The sequence below is a fragment of the Longimicrobiaceae bacterium genome (assembly GCA_036375715.1).
In the GTDB taxonomy this organism is placed as follows: domain Bacteria; phylum Gemmatimonadota; class Gemmatimonadetes; order Longimicrobiales; family Longimicrobiaceae; genus DASVBS01.
This window is the reverse complement of sequence record DASVBS010000031.1, coordinates 148,066-164,468: the sequence shown is the minus strand read 5'-3', so window position 1 is coordinate 164,468 and position 16,403 is coordinate 148,066. Positions and strand designations below refer to the sequence as shown.

Annotated in this window: 16 protein-coding genes; 6 read left to right on the top strand and 10 right to left on the bottom strand. The window is 67.6% G+C overall.

Features of this window, described 5'->3' with window-relative positions:
- Positions 1 to 68 precede the first annotated feature (68 nt).
- Positions 69 to 332: a hypothetical protein gene (locus tag VF167_06135; protein ID HEX6924987.1), complete on the top strand. Its 264-nt coding sequence runs from the start codon at positions 69 to 71 to the stop codon at positions 330 to 332.
- A gap of 106 nt (positions 333 to 438) precedes the next feature.
- Here VF167_06135 and VF167_06130 read toward each other — a convergent pair whose 3' ends face one another.
- The 6 genes from VF167_06130 to hemQ all read right to left on the bottom strand — a co-directional run bounded on the left by VF167_06130 (position 439) and on the right by hemQ (position 5,858).
- Entirely contained in the window at positions 439 to 915 is a 477-nt protein-coding gene (locus tag VF167_06130) for an NUDIX domain-containing protein (protein HEX6924986.1), read from the bottom strand.
- Positions 916 to 966: 51 nt separating this feature from the next.
- On the bottom strand, positions 967 to 2,241 hold the full coding sequence (locus tag VF167_06125) for an aspartate kinase (GenBank protein HEX6924985.1): 1,275 nt from the start codon (positions 2,239 to 2,241) through the stop codon (positions 967 to 969).
- Between the two features lie 144 nt (positions 2,242 to 2,385).
- A complete protein-coding gene (locus VF167_06120; GenBank protein HEX6924984.1) occupies positions 2,386 to 3,468 on the bottom strand; it encodes an MlaD family protein in 1,083 nt (360 codons plus the stop codon).
- A 31-nt stretch (positions 3,469 to 3,499) separates the two neighbouring features.
- Positions 3,500 to 4,261: an ABC transporter ATP-binding protein gene (locus VF167_06115; protein ID HEX6924983.1), complete on the bottom strand. Its 762-nt coding sequence runs from the start codon at positions 4,259 to 4,261 to the stop codon at positions 3,500 to 3,502.
- Positions 4,258 to 5,055 carry an ABC transporter permease gene (locus VF167_06110; protein ID HEX6924982.1) on the bottom strand — a complete coding sequence of 266 codons (798 nt, stop codon included), beginning with the start codon at positions 5,053 to 5,055 and terminating at the stop codon, positions 4,258 to 4,260. The genes VF167_06115 and VF167_06110 overlap by 4 nt, the downstream gene beginning before the upstream one ends.
- Positions 5,052 to 5,858, bottom strand: coding sequence for a hydrogen peroxide-dependent heme synthase (hemQ, locus tag VF167_06105; GenBank protein HEX6924981.1), 807 nt, complete (start codon positions 5,856 to 5,858; stop codon positions 5,052 to 5,054). The genes VF167_06110 and hemQ overlap by 4 nt, the downstream gene beginning before the upstream one ends.
- Before the next feature lie 255 nt (positions 5,859 to 6,113).
- Here hemQ and VF167_06100 point away from each other — a divergent pair, with 255 nt between their 5' ends.
- The 5 genes from VF167_06100 (at position 6,114) to fabF (ending at position 12,459) form a co-directional block, all read left to right on the top strand.
- On the top strand, positions 6,114 to 7,598 hold the full coding sequence (locus VF167_06100; GenBank protein ID HEX6924980.1) for a nitronate monooxygenase: 1,485 nt from the start codon (positions 6,114 to 6,116) through the stop codon (positions 7,596 to 7,598).
- A gap of 277 nt (positions 7,599 to 7,875) precedes the next feature.
- Positions 7,876 to 9,258 (top strand): tetratricopeptide repeat protein, encoded by a 1,383-nt coding sequence (locus VF167_06095; GenBank protein HEX6924979.1) that lies wholly within the window; start codon positions 7,876 to 7,878, stop codon positions 9,256 to 9,258.
- Positions 9,258 to 10,394, top strand: coding sequence for a hybrid sensor histidine kinase/response regulator (locus VF167_06090; GenBank protein ID HEX6924978.1), 1,137 nt, complete (start codon positions 9,258 to 9,260; stop codon positions 10,392 to 10,394). The genes VF167_06095 and VF167_06090 overlap by 1 nt, the downstream gene beginning before the upstream one ends.
- A gap of 90 nt (positions 10,395 to 10,484) precedes the next feature.
- Positions 10,485 to 11,162, top strand: coding sequence for a response regulator transcription factor (locus VF167_06085; protein HEX6924977.1), 678 nt, complete (start codon positions 10,485 to 10,487; stop codon positions 11,160 to 11,162).
- A gap of 40 nt (positions 11,163 to 11,202) precedes the next feature.
- Complete coding sequence (fabF, locus tag VF167_06080; protein ID HEX6924976.1) at positions 11,203 to 12,459, top strand: beta-ketoacyl-ACP synthase II; 1,257 nt, start codon at positions 11,203 to 11,205, stop codon at positions 12,457 to 12,459.
- 195 nt (positions 12,460 to 12,654) lie between these two features.
- On the opposite strand, the gene VF167_06075 is transcribed toward fabF, so the two are convergent.
- The 4 genes from VF167_06075 to VF167_06060 form a co-directional block, all read right to left on the bottom strand.
- On the bottom strand, positions 12,655 to 13,644 hold the full coding sequence (locus VF167_06075; protein HEX6924975.1) for a CBS domain-containing protein: 990 nt from the start codon (positions 13,642 to 13,644) through the stop codon (positions 12,655 to 12,657).
- A gap of 354 nt (positions 13,645 to 13,998) precedes the next feature.
- A complete protein-coding gene (locus VF167_06070) occupies positions 13,999 to 14,694 on the bottom strand; it encodes an SURF1 family protein (GenBank protein HEX6924974.1) in 696 nt (231 codons plus the stop codon).
- Between the two features lie 46 nt (positions 14,695 to 14,740).
- A complete protein-coding gene (locus VF167_06065; GenBank protein ID HEX6924973.1) occupies positions 14,741 to 15,421 on the bottom strand; it encodes a DUF3618 domain-containing protein in 681 nt (226 codons plus the stop codon).
- Between the two features lie 9 nt (positions 15,422 to 15,430).
- Positions 15,431 to 16,279 carry a ferritin-like domain-containing protein gene (locus VF167_06060; protein HEX6924972.1) on the bottom strand — a complete coding sequence of 283 codons (849 nt, stop codon included), beginning with the start codon at positions 16,277 to 16,279 and terminating at the stop codon, positions 15,431 to 15,433.
- Positions 16,280 to 16,403 lie beyond the last annotated feature (124 nt).

Below are 16,403 nucleotides of genomic sequence, written 5' to 3'. Positions count from 1 at the left end.
CGCGCGCACGGTTCCTGCAACCGATCCGGGCGAGGGGCGCACCGGATAACTTCAAAAGGGGCAAAGAGATGGGAACGAAGAAGCGAATCCTGAAAGGGGCGGGCTACCTCGCGGCGCCCAAGCTGTTGTTCACCCTGAACCATCCGCGCAAGGCAATGATGGCAAGGGCGGCCACCTGGGCGACGGGTCACCTGATGCCGCGGCGGCGGCGCAGCCACACGATGGGCACGACGGCGATGAGGGGACTCAGTGCGGCGGCCGTGGCGCTCCCCGTCGGCCTCTGGCTCGGCCGCAGGATCTTCCACCGCGACCGACAGCCTCAGTCCGCCTGAGAAGGCACCGCAACCACCAGCTCATCCCGGTGGATGTGAGAACGGGCGCGGGGAAAAACCCTCCGCGCCCCTTCGGCCGTGTCTGGCGATCGCGAACTTCCGCTCCTCAGCAAGACCGCGGAGAGATCCACCCCAGCTCGGCGGCCGCGCGACGCACGACCTCGCGCGCGTTGTCGTACGAGATCTGCTCGATTGCGCGTGGGAGCGGCAGCCACACGCAGGCGGTGATCCCCTCCGCCTCCTCCGGGACGGTGTCGCCGGTTCGGGACTCGATCAGGAAGAAATGGCAGAACTTGTGGATCAGGCGGCCACGCGCGCGGAAGAACCAGTCGATGGTGTCCAGCTTCGGCCCGAGGACGAGGTCGGCGAGTCCGGTCTCCTCGCGGGCTTCCCTCAGCGCGGCTGCGCTCGGGGTCTCACCCGATTCCAGGTGCCCCTTGGGAAGTCCCCAGTGTGAATGCCCGTCGCGGATGAGGAGAATGTGCGGCACCTCCCCGCGCCAGCGGTAAATCACTCCGCCCGCGCTCGTTTCGATCTGGGGAATGCGCCTCTTCCACGCAGGCTGTGGTCCTACCTCGCTCAATCGAATGCTTTCGTTGGTAATACTCGTCGGCCCGTGCCACCCTCCTGTTGATTAGCCCTTACCCTCGCCCTGGTTCCCCGCCGCACCCGCCAGCTCCAGGGAAAACGCTCCGTGCAGCGCAGCCACGGCCGCGTCCTGCTTCTCTTCCGGCACCCAGAGGGTGATGGATATCCCGGAGGTGGAAACCGCCGACACCTCGACCCCGGCCTCCAGCAAGGTGCGAAACGCCCGCGCGTACACGCCTGGTCGCTGGTGCATTCCGCTACCCACCAATGCTACCCTCGCGAGGGATCCACTCCACTCCACCTGCCCGCCCCCGAGCTCCGCGAGCACTCGCTCGATCACCCGCCGTGCATCCGCGAGCTGCGCTTCTGCAATCGTGGCCTCGAGCTGCGAACCTCCACCCGAATCCCTCGCCTCCGCGATCATGTCGACGCTGATCCCGGCATCCGCGAGGGCCACCAGCACCGCCGTTACCGAGCGCATGCCTGCCGGGATGCCACGAATGATCAGCTTGGCCTGTCCGCCCTGGGCCGCAATGCCCGTCAGTACGAGATCCTCCATCCGCTTCGGCGTTCGCGTGATCAGTGTGCCCGGCGCGTCGGGATGCTCGGTGAAGGACGAGCCGACCCAGATGTCCACGCCGAAACGGGAAGCGATCTCGACCGCCCGGGCGTGCATGACCTGTGCCCCGCTGGTCGCCAGTTCCAGCATCTCCGCGTAGGAGATCTCCGGGATGACCCTGGCCTCTTTCACCTTGCGGGGGTCGGCGGTATAGACCCCGGGGACGTCGGTGTAGATCTCGCACCGGTCGGCCTTCATCGCCGCGGCGAGCGCCACCGCGGTGGTGTCGGACCCGCCGCGCCCCAGAGTGGTGATCTCGCGGGTGCGGCTCACGCCCTGGAAGCCGGCGACGATCACGATGTCTCCCCGGTCCACGGCTTCCCGCACCCGGTCCGCGCGCACCTCGGTGATGCGCGCCGCCGTGTGCACCTCGTCGGTGATGATTGCCGCCTGGCTGCCGGTCAGGGAGATCGCGCTCTCCCCCAGCTGCCGAATGGCCATCGCCAGCAGCGCCATGGAGATGCGTTCGCCGGCCGTGAGCAGCATGTCCAGTTCGCGAGGGTGTTCCGCCGCCACCCGGTCGCTGCCCGTCACCGCGCGGGCCAGCTCGAGCAGGTCGTCGGTGGTGTCGCCCATCGCCGAGACCACCACCACCATGGACGCCCCCCGCCGCCGTGCATTTACGACGCGACGCGCCACCGCCCGGATCCGCTCCGGCGACCCCACGGAGGTACCGCCGTATTTCTGGACGATGAGGGGCATGGGGTGATGAGAGCGTTGTCCGCTATCCGTTAGCCGCTATCCGTTCAGACGGAGTGGATGCAACGCTCCGGCCAACTGCACAGCCTTAGCAAGGTCCTCCCGAGTGACGGATAACGGATATCGGATAACGGATAACCCCGTGCATCAAAATAACCTGAACGCCCCGATATATTTCCCCGGGTTCGCTTGCATGTCCGCCATCAGGCGGCGAAGGGTGGCGATGGCGGCCTGGGTCTCCTCGTACAGGGCCGGATCCTCCATGAGCCGACCCAGAGTGCCCTCGCCATTCTCGAGGCGCTCGCTCGCACGCTGCAGGGTCTGCATGGCCGCACGGGCTTCCACGATCAGCGGCCCCACCTCCTCCACCTGCGGCTCGAGCCGGGTGATCATCCCATCGATGCTCTGCGCGACCCCGGTGATCACCTGCATGGTGGTGTCCGCACGCGCCATGAAGGTGGGCAACCCCTCGGTCGCCGCTTGGATGCGGATGCTCAGCTCCTCGAGGTTCTGGCTCGCCTGGCGGGCGTTGGCCACGATCAGCGGAATCTCCTGCTCCACCCCGCCGGCAACACGTTCCACGGTGGCCGTCACTTCGGCCACATTCTGCGTCGCCGCCAGCATGTTGTCGCCCATGGTGGCGTAGGTCTGCGTCTGCTGCTCGACGAAGCCGGTGAGCTGCTCGCTGATGTCCTGAATGTTCTCGATGGTCTGTCGGATCTTCAGCGCGGTTTCCTCGGTGAAAGCGAGGTCGACCCGCTCCGACAACGTTTCGAGGTCCTCGGCGATGCGCGCGCCGACGGCGGTGAGCTCGGTGATGTCCGGCAATGCGGCCCCGGGAAGGACTCCGGGCTGCGTCGTCGTGGCGAACTCCAGGTCGGGCTGCTGCGTCAGCGAGATGATCTCGGCCTGCCAGTCCCCAAACAGCGAGGCCGGCGAGAGAACCACCGCCGGCTGCGCCTGTTCGGGAAGGTCCGGATCGACGAGCATGTGCACCAGCACGCCTCCGCCGCCGGGCGCCAGACCGATCTCGCTCACGCGTCCCACCTGCACCCCTCGGAACTTGACCGGGTTCCCTTCGCGGAGCTCTCCGACTTCGTGGAAGATCGCGAGCAATTCGCGTTGCTCCTCGCCCCACGGCTTGCCGCTCAGCCAGAACGCGCTGGCTACCAGCAAGACGATGGCAGCGAGCACCACGACCCCCACCGTGACCTCATTCTTCAACTTCATCCTGACCTCCGATGCGGTGTGGCGCTCCCCTTCACCTCGATCCACCCCCCTGCGCGGACTCGATCAGCTCGGGACGCCCTTCCACGAACCCCTTCACGATCGGGTTCGTCGTGCGACGGATCTCGTCGGGCGTACCCTCCTCGAGCACTCTCCCGTCGTACAGCATGGCGATGCGGTCCGCGACGCGGTAGGCACTGTCCATGTCATGCGTGATGACCAGGCTGGTGACCCCGAGCTCCTGCTTCATCTTCATGATGAGGCGATCGATCACCGTCGTGGTGACGGGGTCCAGACCACTGGTGGGCTCATCGTAGAGCAGGTACTTGGGACGGAAGGCGATCGCCCGGGCGAGCCCGGCGCGCTTCCGCTGCCCACCAGAGAGCTCCGCCGGATACCGCTCCTCGAAGCCCTCCAGCTCCACCAGCTCGAGCGACTCCGCGATCCGCGCGCGGATCTGCGCCTCGGTATACCCCCCCTGCTTGATCAGGCCCATCGCCAGATTCTCGGCGATGGTCATGGAATCAAACAGGGCGGCGAACTGGAAGACGTACCCCACCTGACGCCGCAGCTCGTAGAGCGCCTCCCTTTCCATCCCCACCACCTCCTGACCGTCCACCCGTACCGAGCCGGAGTCGGGCTCGAGCAAACCGACGATGTGCTTGAGCGTGACCGACTTACCCGCACCGGAAAAGCCGACGAGCGCGGTCGTGCTGCCGTCCTCCACCCGCAGGCTGAAGCCCTCGAGGACCCGTTTGCGCCCGAAAGACTTGTGAACGTCAACGAGCTCGATCACTGGAGCAGCACCACCGCCCAGAAGGCGTCGAAGACGAGAATCAGCATGCTCGAGATCACCACGGCGCGAGTAGTGGAGATGCCCACACCCTCCGCCCCGCCATCCGTCGTGAACCCCTGGAAGCAGCCGATCACGGTGATCAGAAGGCCGAAGGAGGTGGTCTTGATGAGCGAGTAGGTGAGGTCGAATGGCTCGTAGAAAAGCCGCAAACCGCGCACGAACTCCTGCGTGGACATGTCCAGCAGGTTGATCGCGGTCACCAGCCCTGCCAGAATGCCCGTGGCATTGGCGAAGATGACGACGATCGGGAACATCAGCACCCCCGCCAGCACCCGCGGGACGACCAGGTAAGAAACCGGGTTATAGGCGAGGGTCTCCAGCGCGTCGATCTGTTCGGAGACGCGCATCGTGCCGAGCTGCGCGGCGATATTGGCACCCACGCGGCCCGCCAGGGCCAGACCGGTCAACACCGGGCCCAGCTCCAGGATCATCGTCTTCCCCACCAGCGTGCCGACGAAGTAGAGCGGGATCGCGCCGGTGAAGGTGTAGGAAGCCTGCAGCGCGAGCACGATGCCGGTGAAGGCAGCAAGGAAGAGGGCGATGGGGAGCGAATCGACGCCGAGTCGGCGCATCTGCACCATCAGCAGAGGCCCCCAGGTGCCGACATCCGCGAACGCCCGCACCAGCTGGACCAGGAACGCCCCGAAGCGGCCGTAGGCGGCGACCAGCTCCACCGTGGCGGAGCCGAGGGCGCCCAGCGGTCGCAGCAGAAGCGGCGTACGGTCGCCGCTCATTCGGGTCCCAGAAGCCGCCGCCAATCCCCGGCCTCCATACGGATGCCGGTGAAGAAGCTACCGAACTCGCCGTAGCGAGCGCTGACCTCGTCGTAGCGCATGTCGGTGACGATTCGCTTGAAGTCGAGCGGGTCGCGCGCAAAGAGCGTGACCCCCCACTCCCAGTCGTCGAGTCCTACGGAACCGGTGATGACCTGGAAGATCCGGCCGGCATACCGGCGGCCGGTGAGACCGTGCTCGCGCATCATCCGGTTCCGCGCATCCACCGGGAGCGTGTACCAGTTGTCCTCCCCCTCCCGACGCTTGTTCATCGGGTAGAAGGTGAGATACCGCATCCCCTCGGGAACGCGCGGGAACAGTCGGGTCTTGACATGGGCGCTCTCCGCCTCCGCACGGACTCGCTCGGCGAGCGCGCGCTCGTATTCCTCGGTACCGGGGTCGTGCTCGGCCGCCACGCTGGCCGTGGCGTGATAGAGCCCCGCTTCGGTGATGGAAAGGAAGTCGTAGCGCAGGTGGAGCAGGGAGCCCAGCACGGATCGGCGCAGACGCAACTGCAGGTCGGCCAGCGACTCGAGGTCGGGTCGAAAGTGGACGAAGAGCAGGTCCGCACCGCCTCCGACCAGGCGAGCCGCCAGGCTCCACCCCGCACCGTCCTCTGCGGGCGGCGCGAAGAAAGCGTCGACCTCGTCCAGCGCTGAGCCCACACGGGGGTCGCCGCTCCGCACCGCGCCCCAGTCGACGCCGAAAACCTGGTGGAGGGCGTACCAACCTTCCACCGTGGCCGGCGAAATTGCTGAAGGCATGGACCGTTGGAGCAGAAGTTCGGGTAGAATAGCGGGAGGGATCCGCAAAACACATTGAACGCGGTTCCGGCGTTCAAAAATAGCCATCCCGAATCAGGCGGTGCAACTTCCGAGCACGTCGGCACGAGGTGGCGCTCCAACCGTCTCACGGGGTCCGTCCTTTGCAGCGCAAGCGCAGACCCCCGCGTCGTTTGTACTTTTCTTCGTACGGACGCTATATTGGCGCCGTTCGACCACCTGAAATCTTGGAGTCTCATGACCTCAGCGCTCACCCACCCCATCATCATTCAGGGGGGTATGGGAGTCGGCGTGTCCGACTGGGTGCTGGCGAGGGCTGTATCGATTCGGGGCCAACTCGGCGTCGTGTCCGGGACCGCCCTCGACAGCCTTTTCGTCCGCCGGTTGCAGGACGGTGACAAAGGAGGAAACCTGCGCCGCGCGATGGAGCATTTCCCCATCCCGGGAGTCGCCGCAGAGGTCCTCAAGCGCTACTTCCTGCCCGAGGGTCGCCCGCCAGGAACGCCGTACAAGCCGGTCCCGATGTACAAGCAGGTGGTCAGCCGGGTCCGGCATCAGCTCACCATGCTCGCCAACTTCTGCGAGGTCTGGCTGGCGAAGGAAGGGCACGACGGTAAGGTCGGCATCAACCTGCTGACGAAGGTCCAGATGCCCAACCTCGGCTCGCTCTACGGAGCGATGCTCGCTGGGGTGGACTACGTGCTGATGGGTGCTGGGATCCCGCGCGAGATCCCGGGGGTGCTGGACCGCTTCGCAGAACACCGCGCCGCTTCGATCAAGATGGACGTCGAGGGGTTGGGGAAGGACGAGGTGGAATACCTCACCTTCGACCCGCAGGAGCACTGGGTGGACGCCGATCCCCCCGAGCTGAAGCGTCCGTACTTCCTGCCGATCATCGCCTCGAACAGCCTGGCCACCATGCTGGTCCGCAAGGCTACGGGCCGGGTGGACGGCTTCGTGATCGAGGGTCCCACGGCTGGCGGGCACAACGCTCCCCCGCGCGGCGAGCTGGTGGTCGACGAGCTGGGACAGCCGGTGTACGGGGAGCGCGACGTGGTGGACCTCCAGAAGATGGCCGAACTGGGTCTTCCCTTCTGGCTGGCGGGAGGCACCGGCTCGCCGGACAAGCTCCGTATGAGCCTCGACGCGGGAGCCGCGGGAATCCAGGTGGGGACGCTGTTCGCCTACGCGCGCGAGTCCGGGATCCGCAAGGTCCACAAGGAACGCGTGCTGCGGGAATCAATGTCGGGGAACATTCGGGTCTTCACCGACCTGCGTGCCTCACCCACGGGCTTCCCCTTCAAGGTCGTGCAGCTGGAAGGAACGATGTCCAGCGAAGCGGTCTATCGCGCTCGAGAACGGGTCTGTGACCTCGGATATCTGCGGACGGCTTACCGCACCCCGGACGGAAGGCTGGGCTATCGCTGTGCCGCAGAGCCGGTGGACACCTACGTGAAGAAAGGCGGCGCCCTGGAAGACACCGTGGGCCGTAAGTGCCTGTGTAACGCCCTGATGGCGGACATCGGCTACGGGCAGGTCAGGGACGGGAACGAGGTGGAGAAGCCGCTCATCACCAGCGGCGACGACCTGGAGAACATTCAGCAGTTTGCCGCGGGGCGTACGGAGTACTCCGCGAGCGAGGTGATCGATTATCTCCTCTCCGGAATTCTCGGGACCGAGCACGAAAGCCGGATTCTCGAGTTGCAGGCGGTTGGAAAGTAGTTGCTGTCGGCGCCTCGTGCGCGCTCGCACGCCGCTCCGGAGCTGCGTAGCACCTCCGTGATCGCCACGGAGGACCCGAGGGCTGACGCGGAGGGCCTGGAGGACCGGAGAAACCGACTGCCCACCTTTCTTCCTTCTCCGGCGGTAACAATTGGCTCTATCCCCTCCTCGGGCGCTGCCGCGCGAGCGCACCTTGGGTTCCGCGTCGCACCTGCCGATACTCCAGCGTAGCCGGGGCATTTCCGCGGCCTATGGAAAGCCCCGGCCTGCCGATGCCATGAATCGAGGCGCCACACCGGCAATCTCGCAGGGCCGCTCACGTCGCTGGCACATCCCGCCACCCCTCGTCCATGGACGGGAGCCGCTGGAGGGCGGAGCCGTCCTGAACGAGATTCGAGGCACGCTGGGCATGTTGCTGTGGGAAATCCTGCGCGACGTGCGCCTCTGGGTGGACACGCCGGCCGAAGCGCGCGACGGCCTTTTCGCTCCCGAAGCCGGGTCGCGGCGGCGCACGTTGATCGCGGCGGCGGAGGTTCCTCCGGTCCTGGCAGCGCCCATCCGGTCGATCGGGCGCCTGCTCGAATGCGCCGATGCCATCTCGGCGGAGGAGATCGCCGCGGCGTGTGCGGCGGTGGAGAGTTGGGCGGAGGATCGGGGTGCGCTCGAGACTGCTCTGGCTTTCGCCCAGAGCCGGGCACTGCTGTGCCCTTTCCAGCCCGAGACCGCCCTGGCGGTCGCGCGTCTCGCGCAGCGCGCCGGAGACCACGCGCTGGCGGAGCTCTGGTACCGACGCGCTGCGGGGATCGCGCGTCGGGCTCGTGCCTGGAAGGTCTACTCCCACGCCTTCAGCGGGCTGGGCACCCTGTACCGCGAGCGGGGCAATCTCCCCTCGGCCCACCGCTATCACCTCCGCGCGCTGCGCGGCGCGCGGCGGGGCGGGATGGGCACGGAAGCCGCCATCGCCCTCCACGACCTGTTCGGTGTGGCGGTAGAGGCGGGTCGGAAGCGCGAGGCCCGCCGCTACGCCCGGGAGGCACTGGCGGCCTACCCGCGGCGGAGTCCGCGGCGGGCGGCACTCGCACACGACATCGCCTATCTCTGGATGGAGGAGGGGGACTTCGCCCGGGCAGAGCAGATCTTCCGGCGGGTCCTGCCGTTGATGCAGCACCCGGTGGAACGCCTCTGGGTGGCTGCCGACCTCGTGCGCGCCGCCGCCGGTTCCGGCAACGAGCCTGTCGCCCTGCGCATGGCGGAGCGGGTACGGCGCGCCTGCGAACAGCCCGAGCTTGCGTCGGCGGCCGCGCGCGCCCTGCTGGAGGTCGCACACGGCGAGCTCCAGCTGAGGCGGTGGGAGGCCGCGGCCGCGACGGCCCGCTCGGCACTGGAACTGGCGCGCGCCCGTCGTGAGGGGCGCGTGATGTTGGCCGCAGAGGCCGTGGTGGAGGCCGCCGAACGTAGACGCACCGTGGTGGCCCGGCAGGCGTCGCCCTTTGCCGGGCCGTCGCCGCGCCGGAGGAAGGCGGATGATGATACCCTGGCGGGAGAGCTGATTCTATCACTCCGTGAGCTCGCTGGGGGAAGCTCGGGTGAGATGGGGATCGAGGCCTTTGAGGAGAGCACTTTGATGTCCCTGCCGCCAGCGGAGGCTGGCACCCTTTGATGAAGGACGATCGCGTCCGGCAGCCGAGCCCGGCCGATCCGCTCACCACCCTCGGGCAGGTGGCCGGCGAGCTGGTGCACGACCTCGCCAACGAGGTGCAGGTGCTCCAGGGCTGGGCGATGCTGGCGCGCGGCGAGCTGGCCGCGGGCAATCCACCGGTCGCCGAGCTGCAGCGGGTGCTGGACATCTCCAGCCGGCTGGGACGAATGCTCCGCGATATGCTGGAGACCGTCAGCGGTCAGAAGGTGTCTCCAGAGCTCGTCTTCGATCCGCACGCGCTGACGGAAGAGACCGTCAACGAGCGGGTCAAGGAGATGGGCTCGCTCGACGTGCGCTACCGCTGCCACCTGCCGCCCGAGGTCCGGGTCGCCGGCCGGGCCTCGTTCTGGTCGCGCGCCGTCACCAACCTGCTGGTGAACGCTTCCCGGCACGCCTTCCTGGCAATCCGGGTCACCCTCTCGCTGCGAGAGGAGCCGGGCTGCCAGCGGCTGGTGGTCCTGCGTGTGGAGGACGACGGACCGGGGGTAAGCCCGGATGATCAGGCGGAGATCTTCCGACCCTTCTGGCGCGGTACAGGCGGCGGCGCGGGGCTCGGCCTCAGCTCGGTGGCGTGGTCGGTCCGCGAGCTCGGCGGTTCCGTACGCTATGCCACCGACAGCTCGCTGGGGGGCGCGGCGTTCGAGGTGGTCGTTCCGGCGGCCGTGCCGCTGCCGCTTCCTCCCGCTCCGGCGCCGGCGCTGGCCGCACAGTTCACCGGTATCCGGCTCCTGCTGATCGACGACGACAAGTCGGTGCGGCTGGCGCTGAACCGCCTGCTCGCGCGGGCGGGAGCGGAGGTCCTGGAGATCGACCCCGTCGGTCTACCGGAGGCCTTCCTGCTCGATCGCATCAAGGGCGTGGCACCCGACGTGATCCTGCTCGACGTACACCTGGGTGATCGCGGCGGCATCGCCCTCTGGCGCCGACTGGCCGTAGATGCTCCGGAGCTGGCGTCTCGGGTCGCGTTCGTGACGGGCCTGGTGGCCGGCGACCCGACCTGGAACGAGGCAGGGGCCACCGGCCAGCCCGTGCTGGGCAAGCCCTTCGACCTCTCCGATCTGTTGCAGACCCTCTCCAGGCTTCGACCGTCCCCGTAGCGCGGCCAGCTTGCCTAAACGCTGCCGTTGGTTGAAATTCGAGGTCGGCCGCCCCACGGCGGTCGATCTTTTCATGTGCACCCTGGAGCGATGAGCACCCAACGGATCCGGATCCTGCTCGCCGACGATCATGCCATGCTGCGCGCGGGGCTACGCGCGCTGCTGGACGCGGAGAGTGACATGGAGGTGGTGGGTGAGGCGGGCACCGGCGAGGAGGCAGTCGAGCTCGCCGAGAGGCTGTCACCGGATGTCGTGGTGATGGACCTCTCGATGCCGGGCATCGGAGGCCTCGAAGCAACTCGCCGCATCGCAGGATCAACCGCCGAAGCCGGCGAGGAGGGAGCGGGACCGCGCGTCCTCGTCCTCACCATGCACGCGGAGGAGGAGCACCTCCTTCCCGTGCTCGAGGCGGGCGGGTCAGGGTACGTGAACAAGCGGAGCGCCGACGAAGAGCTGATCGAGGCGATCCGCACCGTGGCGCGCGGTGATGTCTTCCTCTACCCGGAGGCAGCGAAGTTGCTGCTCCAGGGCTTCCGCGGTAAGCCGACGGGGGAGGAGGATCCCCTGACACGGTTGAGCGAGCGCGAGCTGGAAGTGCTCGGCTTCACCGCCGAAGGGTACAGCGCGGCCGAGATCGGTAAGAAGCTATCGATCTCTCCCAAGACGGTGGATACCTACCGCTCCCGAATCATGGAGAAGTTGGGACTCCACCACCGCAGTGAGCTCGTCCGCTTCGCACTGCGACAAGGGCTCCTGAAGGCGGAGTGATCCGCCTCTTCAGCTTTCGGTAACTCAGGCGAAGTACGAGATGAGTCAACGTGTGGTCGTCACGGGAGTGGGGATGGTCACCGCTCTGGGTAACTCGGCAGCGCTCACCTGGGAGCGTGCGATCCAGGGCGTCTCGGGCGTCGAACGGGTCACCCGCTTCGAGCCCGGAGACCTGCCACCCGAGATATGCGTGGCCGCCGAGGTGAAGGACTTCGATCCATCGCCGGTGGTCGACCGCAAGGAGCAGCGCCGGGTGGACCTCTTCATCCAGTATGCCCTGGTCGCGGCCGACGAGGCACTCCGTCACGCGGGACTGGACGGGCTCGCCCCGGTTCCCGATCCGGACGAGACGGGGGTGATCGTGGGATCGGGGATCGGTGGAATCGGCACGATTCTCGAGACTGCCCGGCTCGCCGCGGAGCGGGGGAGTGGAAGGGTCTCCCCCTTTTTCATACCCTCCGTCATCACGAACCTGGCCGCCGGCCACGTGGCGATGCGGACCGGTGCGCGGGGTCCGAACTATGCCACGGTATCGGCCTGTGCGACCAGCAACCACGCCCTCGGCGACGCGTTCTACACGATTCAGCGCGGCGACGCGCGGATGATGATCGCTGGAGGGGCGGAGGCCGCCATCAACCCGCTCTCCTTCGCCGGCTACCACGCCGCCCGCGCCCTGGTGACGGAGTACGACGAGCCGCGGACCGCCTCCCGCCCTTTCGACGCACGGCGGAACGGCTTCGTGCACGGTGAGGGCGCGGCGATCCTGGTGCTCGAAGCCCTGGAGGCGGCGCGCCAGCGCGGCGCGACCATCCTGGCAGAGGTGATCGGGATGGGAATGAGCTCCGACGCCCACCACATCACCGCCCCACCCGAGAATGGCGAGGGTGCGGCCCTGGCCATGCACCGCGCCCTGCGTAGCGCGGGCATCAGTCCGGAAGAGGTCGACTACATCAACGCGCACGGCACCTCCACCCCCCTCGGCGATGTCGCGGAGACCCGAGCCATCCGGGCCGTCTTCGGCGACCACGCCGACCGCCTGATGGTCTCCTCGACCAAGTCGATGCTGGGACATGCGCTGGGGGCCACCTCCGCCATCGAGGCAGGGCTCACGGTGTTCGCCCTGCGAGAGAGCGTCGTGCCTCCCACCATCAACCTCACCCACCCGGACCCGGAGTGCGACCTCGACTACGTGCCGCTCGAGGCACGGCACGCCCCGATCCGGGTGGCGATGTCCAATTCGTTCGGCTTCGGCGGCGCCAATACCTCGCTGATCCTGCGCCGCTGGGACGAGGACTGAGCGAGCGCGTGAGGCCGGTCCGGCGCTGGCGCCGATGCGCGGGCGCGGGGACCTGGACTCACCCTGAGCCGGAGCGCGCGATCGGGCCTGGCGCGGGCATGCCCCGATCGGATTGATCGCGAATACTAACGCGGACAGGGGCGCGCCACCCGGGCGCGCCCCTGCTCCTTCCTCCATGCAGAGTCGTAAGAGGGGTCAGATGTCGGTCGATTCGGTTCGACCGCCCCGCGGATTCTCGGCGCGCTCCTCTCCCATGGTCGACGCGCTTCCCATCGTCGACGAACTCCGGCTCTGGGCCGCCATGGCCGCTCGACGCGGCCGCGCGGGCTCGCTGATGCGCTCGATCGTCTCCTCCACCCTTCGCTCGCGCGCGAAATCATCGCCGGCGAAATGGACGGCGAGATCCGCTTGCGCAATGATCCCGACCAACCTTCCCTCCCGGTCGGTCACCGGAACCCGCCGCACCTGCTCCTGCTCCATCACCTGGAGCACCTCCTCCACCGGATCGTTCTTGTTCACTGTCTCCACGTCCGTGGTCATGCACTCACGCACGGTCGTGTTCCCGCCCTTCCCCTCGGCCATCGCCCTTACGGTGATGTCGCGATCGGTGATGACGCCCTGCAGCCGGCGGTGCTCCAGATTGTCGACCACCGGAATGATCCCCACGTTCAGCTCCCGCATCTTGCGAGCGACCTCGGTGAGGGTGGTCTCGGGCGTCACACACTCGGGGTTCTCCGTCATCAGCTCCGCCGCACGGGTCTGGCCGCGCTGGCTGCGCCGGCGCGAGCCCATCCCCCAACCATGGCCGTAGCTCCCCCGCTCGTAGTCGAAGCCCCCGTAGCCCAGCTCGCGACCGCCATAGCCCATCCCGCCATAGCTGCCGCCATACATCCCCCGGCCGAAGCCGCCTTCTTCGTCCTCGAAGCCCCCGCGGCGGAACGCGCCAGCGTACCCCACGTCATACCTACCGCCCTGATAACCCGGAGTGGCGTCCCCGAACCACCCGCTCTCGCCAGGGAAGCGTTGCCAATCGGAGCCCCACCCATCGGAGCGCATTCCTCCGTACCCTCCACCATAGCCGCCGTAGCCCTCATCGGGATCGAAGCCGCGGTCTCGTCCCCGGAAGCCGCGATCGTACCGCTCTCCGCGGCCCCAACGGCCATAGTCCATTCCGTAGCGAGCCATGTGGATCCTCCGCGTTGGTGTGGCGCAGACTCGACCTCGCGTGAGGGTTGCGGCAATTCTCGCAACCCGCGCGCCGAAGCCCCCAAGTTCGCAAGATGCACACCGGGGAGCGGGGGGAGGCGCTGGAGGCTGAAGCGGGGGCTACGGGTGGGAATTACGAATTACGAACTACGGATTTACCGCGGAGGTGGGGAGGGTGCACAGACCGGCACAGAGGATAATGTGCAGGCGATCGAATGCGATCGCTTCGGACCGGGGTTGACCTCGCTTCGCTGGTGAGTGCAACCGCCAATTCGAAATTCAAAATTCAAAACGAACCTCGTAATTCGTAATTCGTAATCGGGCGCGGGGAGGTCAGGAGGTTGTGCGCGATCGGCGGACCATGATGAGGAAGCCGATCACCCCGATCGCGGCGAAGCTGAACCACTGAATCGCGTACCCGAGGTGGGGCCCCTCGTCGAGCACAGGTGGAGACGCGCCCACGGGAGGCGTTGGCGCCGCATCGCCCTCGTCGACACGCTCGAGATAGAAGGGCAGGAGGCTGTCCGGATACGTCTCGCGGTAGGCGATGCGGTCGAGGCGTTGGAAGGTGGGAACGGAGTAGCCGTCCAGCTCGATCCGGAGCGGGCGCGCCTCCCCCGCGGAAGCCGAGGGAAGGAGCTGTAGATAGCCGACCAGGGCCACTTCTCCCGGCTGCCGGAAGCGGCGCGGATCCACCGTGGTGGCGTCGGGTGAAGGCACCCAGCCGCGATCGATCAGCAGCGCGGCCTCGGAGCCGTCGATGCGCAGCGGCGTGACCAGGTGCACGCCTGGCGTCCCCCGGCGGGCCCGCCCGCGCAGGAGAGCCGTGCCGCGGAAGTCGTACTCTCCCTGAACGGCTACGCGCCGGTAGAGGAAGCGCTCCGGGTTCTCCGCCACCGCCCTCAGGGAATCCGGGGTGAGCGAGAGAGCTGGAGCCTCCATCGCCCGAGCCAGCGCCGCGTTGCGCTCGCGCCGCTGCGAGAGCCGATCGAGCTGCCAGAAACCGAGCCGAATACAGACCGACGCCACCACCAGGACCAGCAGTCCGGCGGCGAAGCCCCGCGCCGACGGCAGCTCAGCCTCCCCGCATCATCCGATGCGAGATCTCGCCGACGAGATCCGCCAGGCGGTCCACCGCCGACTGCCGCAGTCGCTCGAAGAAGCCCGGCTCGAGCTCATCCTCGTCCTCGTCGTCTTCGTCGTACTCCTCCTCACGTGCTACGCGCCGGCGGAGCCTCCGCAACTCCTCGAGCAGGGCATTGCCGCGATTGCGGTGGATCTCCAGCTCGGCCTCCTGGGCCCGGGCGATCCTGAGGAGCCGATGGGCGCGGTCCTCCCACTCCTCGGCACGCTCCCAGGCGAGCTCGGCCTCCTCATCCTGCTCATCGTCCTCGAGGTCCTCGAGCGGCTCCCCTGCCGACAACGATGGCCGGTTGTCGCGCTCCGCCCGCCGTTTACCGTTCCGACCCGCCGTGAGGAAGCCCAGCAGCACGGCGGCGCCAAAGATCATCGCGATGGTTCGGATCGGGTCGGCCCGCACCGGCGCCAGCACATCCATCCTCTCACGGATCGACTCCTTCTTGCGCAGGAGCACCTCTTCGATCTCGTCCAGCGTATCCGACATACGGGCGCGGGTCGCCTCGATCTCCGCGCGCGCCGCGCGCGGATCGTCCGGGAACTCGGGCTCTCGCCGGGGCCTCAGGGGCCCGTCCACGGCCGTCGGCGCGACGCGGGTCAAGGGATGCTCGTCAGCCATGACACGTCCTCAGCGAAGGATGCGACCGACCAGGAATCCGGCGGCCACCGTGATCAGGACGGCGCGGAGAGGATTCTCCCGCACCCTGTTCTCGAAATCGTTCCGCAGCCGGTCCGGATCGGGAGAGCGGAGGAACTCGGCCGTGGCGTCCATGCCGCTCGCCAGCCGCTGCGCCGCCACCGCGGCTCTCGCTCGCGGACCGCCCTCTGCCTGCTGCCGGGACGCGGCCTGTTGGAGCCGTTCAGCTGCCGTGGTCAACCCCTCGGCGGCGCGCGTGCGCGCCTCCACCAGCACCGCGCCGGCACGGTCGCGGACTTCCTCCACCCGCGGCAGGTTCTCCCGCAGGCGATTCACCAGCCCCTCCTCCGGAGCTCCGAAGCGCATGCCCATCTCCTCCAGGACTCCCACGACCCAGCGATAGTGGCGTTCCTCATCGAGCGCATTTCGATCGATAAGCGCTTTGATCCGATCCGGCCAGAACACGGCCTTCGAAGCGTACCGATCGTACTTTGCGCGTACCTGCAGCTCGTTCGCACGCCACGCCATCAGCAGCCCCTTGTCCCCGCCTACGGCGCCGAGGCTCTGCAGAGCCTGCTTGAACGGACCCGTCGCGTGCGGTTCGTTCATCGGCTCCGCGCCCAGCTCGACGATCGCGTCGTTGAGCTCCCGGACGTGCCGCTCGTGATCGTTGAGATAGCCCGAGATCTGCATCGCCCAGTCGCGATTCTCCAGCTTCTCGATGGCGATGCGGTAGGCTCCGATGGCATCGTGATCGAGCTGCAGGAGATCGTTCAAACCTTTGACGATCTCGGCAGTGGGGACATCCGTCGCGCCCGCACGATCGATTTCGATCGCCACGGTAACCTCCTGGTTGCGGGTCTATTCAGCCACGATGACGATCCCGCCCGGCCATCCTCCGCCGGAGCGGGATCGCTGTCGAAGGCTCGATCGGCGTCGTTGAGGCCGCAGCAACCATCTCGCC

What these genes read in the sequence shown, in the direction of transcription:
- VF167_06135 (HEX6924987.1), top strand. Translation starts at nt 69, where the DNA reads ATGGGAACGAAGAAGCGAATCCTGAAAGGGGCGGGCTACCTCGCGGCG.
- VF167_06090 (HEX6924978.1), top strand. Translation starts at nt 9,258, where the DNA reads ATGAAGGACGATCGCGTCCGGCAGCCGAGCCCGGCCGATCCGCTCACC.
- fabF (HEX6924976.1), top strand. Translation starts at nt 11,203, where the DNA reads ATGAGTCAACGTGTGGTCGTCACGGGAGTGGGGATGGTCACCGCTCTG.
- VF167_06125 (HEX6924985.1), bottom strand. Translation starts at nt 2,241, where the DNA reads ATGCCCCTCATCGTCCAGAAATACGGCGGTACCTCCGTGGGGTCGCCG.
- hemQ (HEX6924981.1), bottom strand. Translation starts at nt 5,858, where the DNA reads ATGCCTTCAGCAATTTCGCCGGCCACGGTGGAAGGTTGGTACGCCCTC.
- VF167_06085 (HEX6924977.1), top strand. Translation starts at nt 10,485, where the DNA reads ATGAGCACCCAACGGATCCGGATCCTGCTCGCCGACGATCATGCCATG.
- VF167_06065 (HEX6924973.1), bottom strand. Translation starts at nt 15,421, where the DNA reads ATGGCTGACGAGCATCCCTTGACCCGCGTCGCGCCGACGGCCGTGGAC.
- VF167_06120 (HEX6924984.1), bottom strand. Translation starts at nt 3,468, where the DNA reads ATGAAGTTGAAGAATGAGGTCACGGTGGGGGTCGTGGTGCTCGCTGCC.
- VF167_06095 (HEX6924979.1), top strand. Translation starts at nt 7,876, where the DNA reads ATGAATCGAGGCGCCACACCGGCAATCTCGCAGGGCCGCTCACGTCGC.
- VF167_06110 (HEX6924982.1), bottom strand. Translation starts at nt 5,055, where the DNA reads ATGAGCGGCGACCGTACGCCGCTTCTGCTGCGACCGCTGGGCGCCCTC.
- VF167_06075 (HEX6924975.1), bottom strand. Translation starts at nt 13,644, where the DNA reads ATGGCTCGCTACGGAATGGACTATGGCCGTTGGGGCCGCGGAGAGCGG.
- VF167_06100 (HEX6924980.1), top strand. Translation starts at nt 6,114, where the DNA reads ATGACCTCAGCGCTCACCCACCCCATCATCATTCAGGGGGGTATGGGA.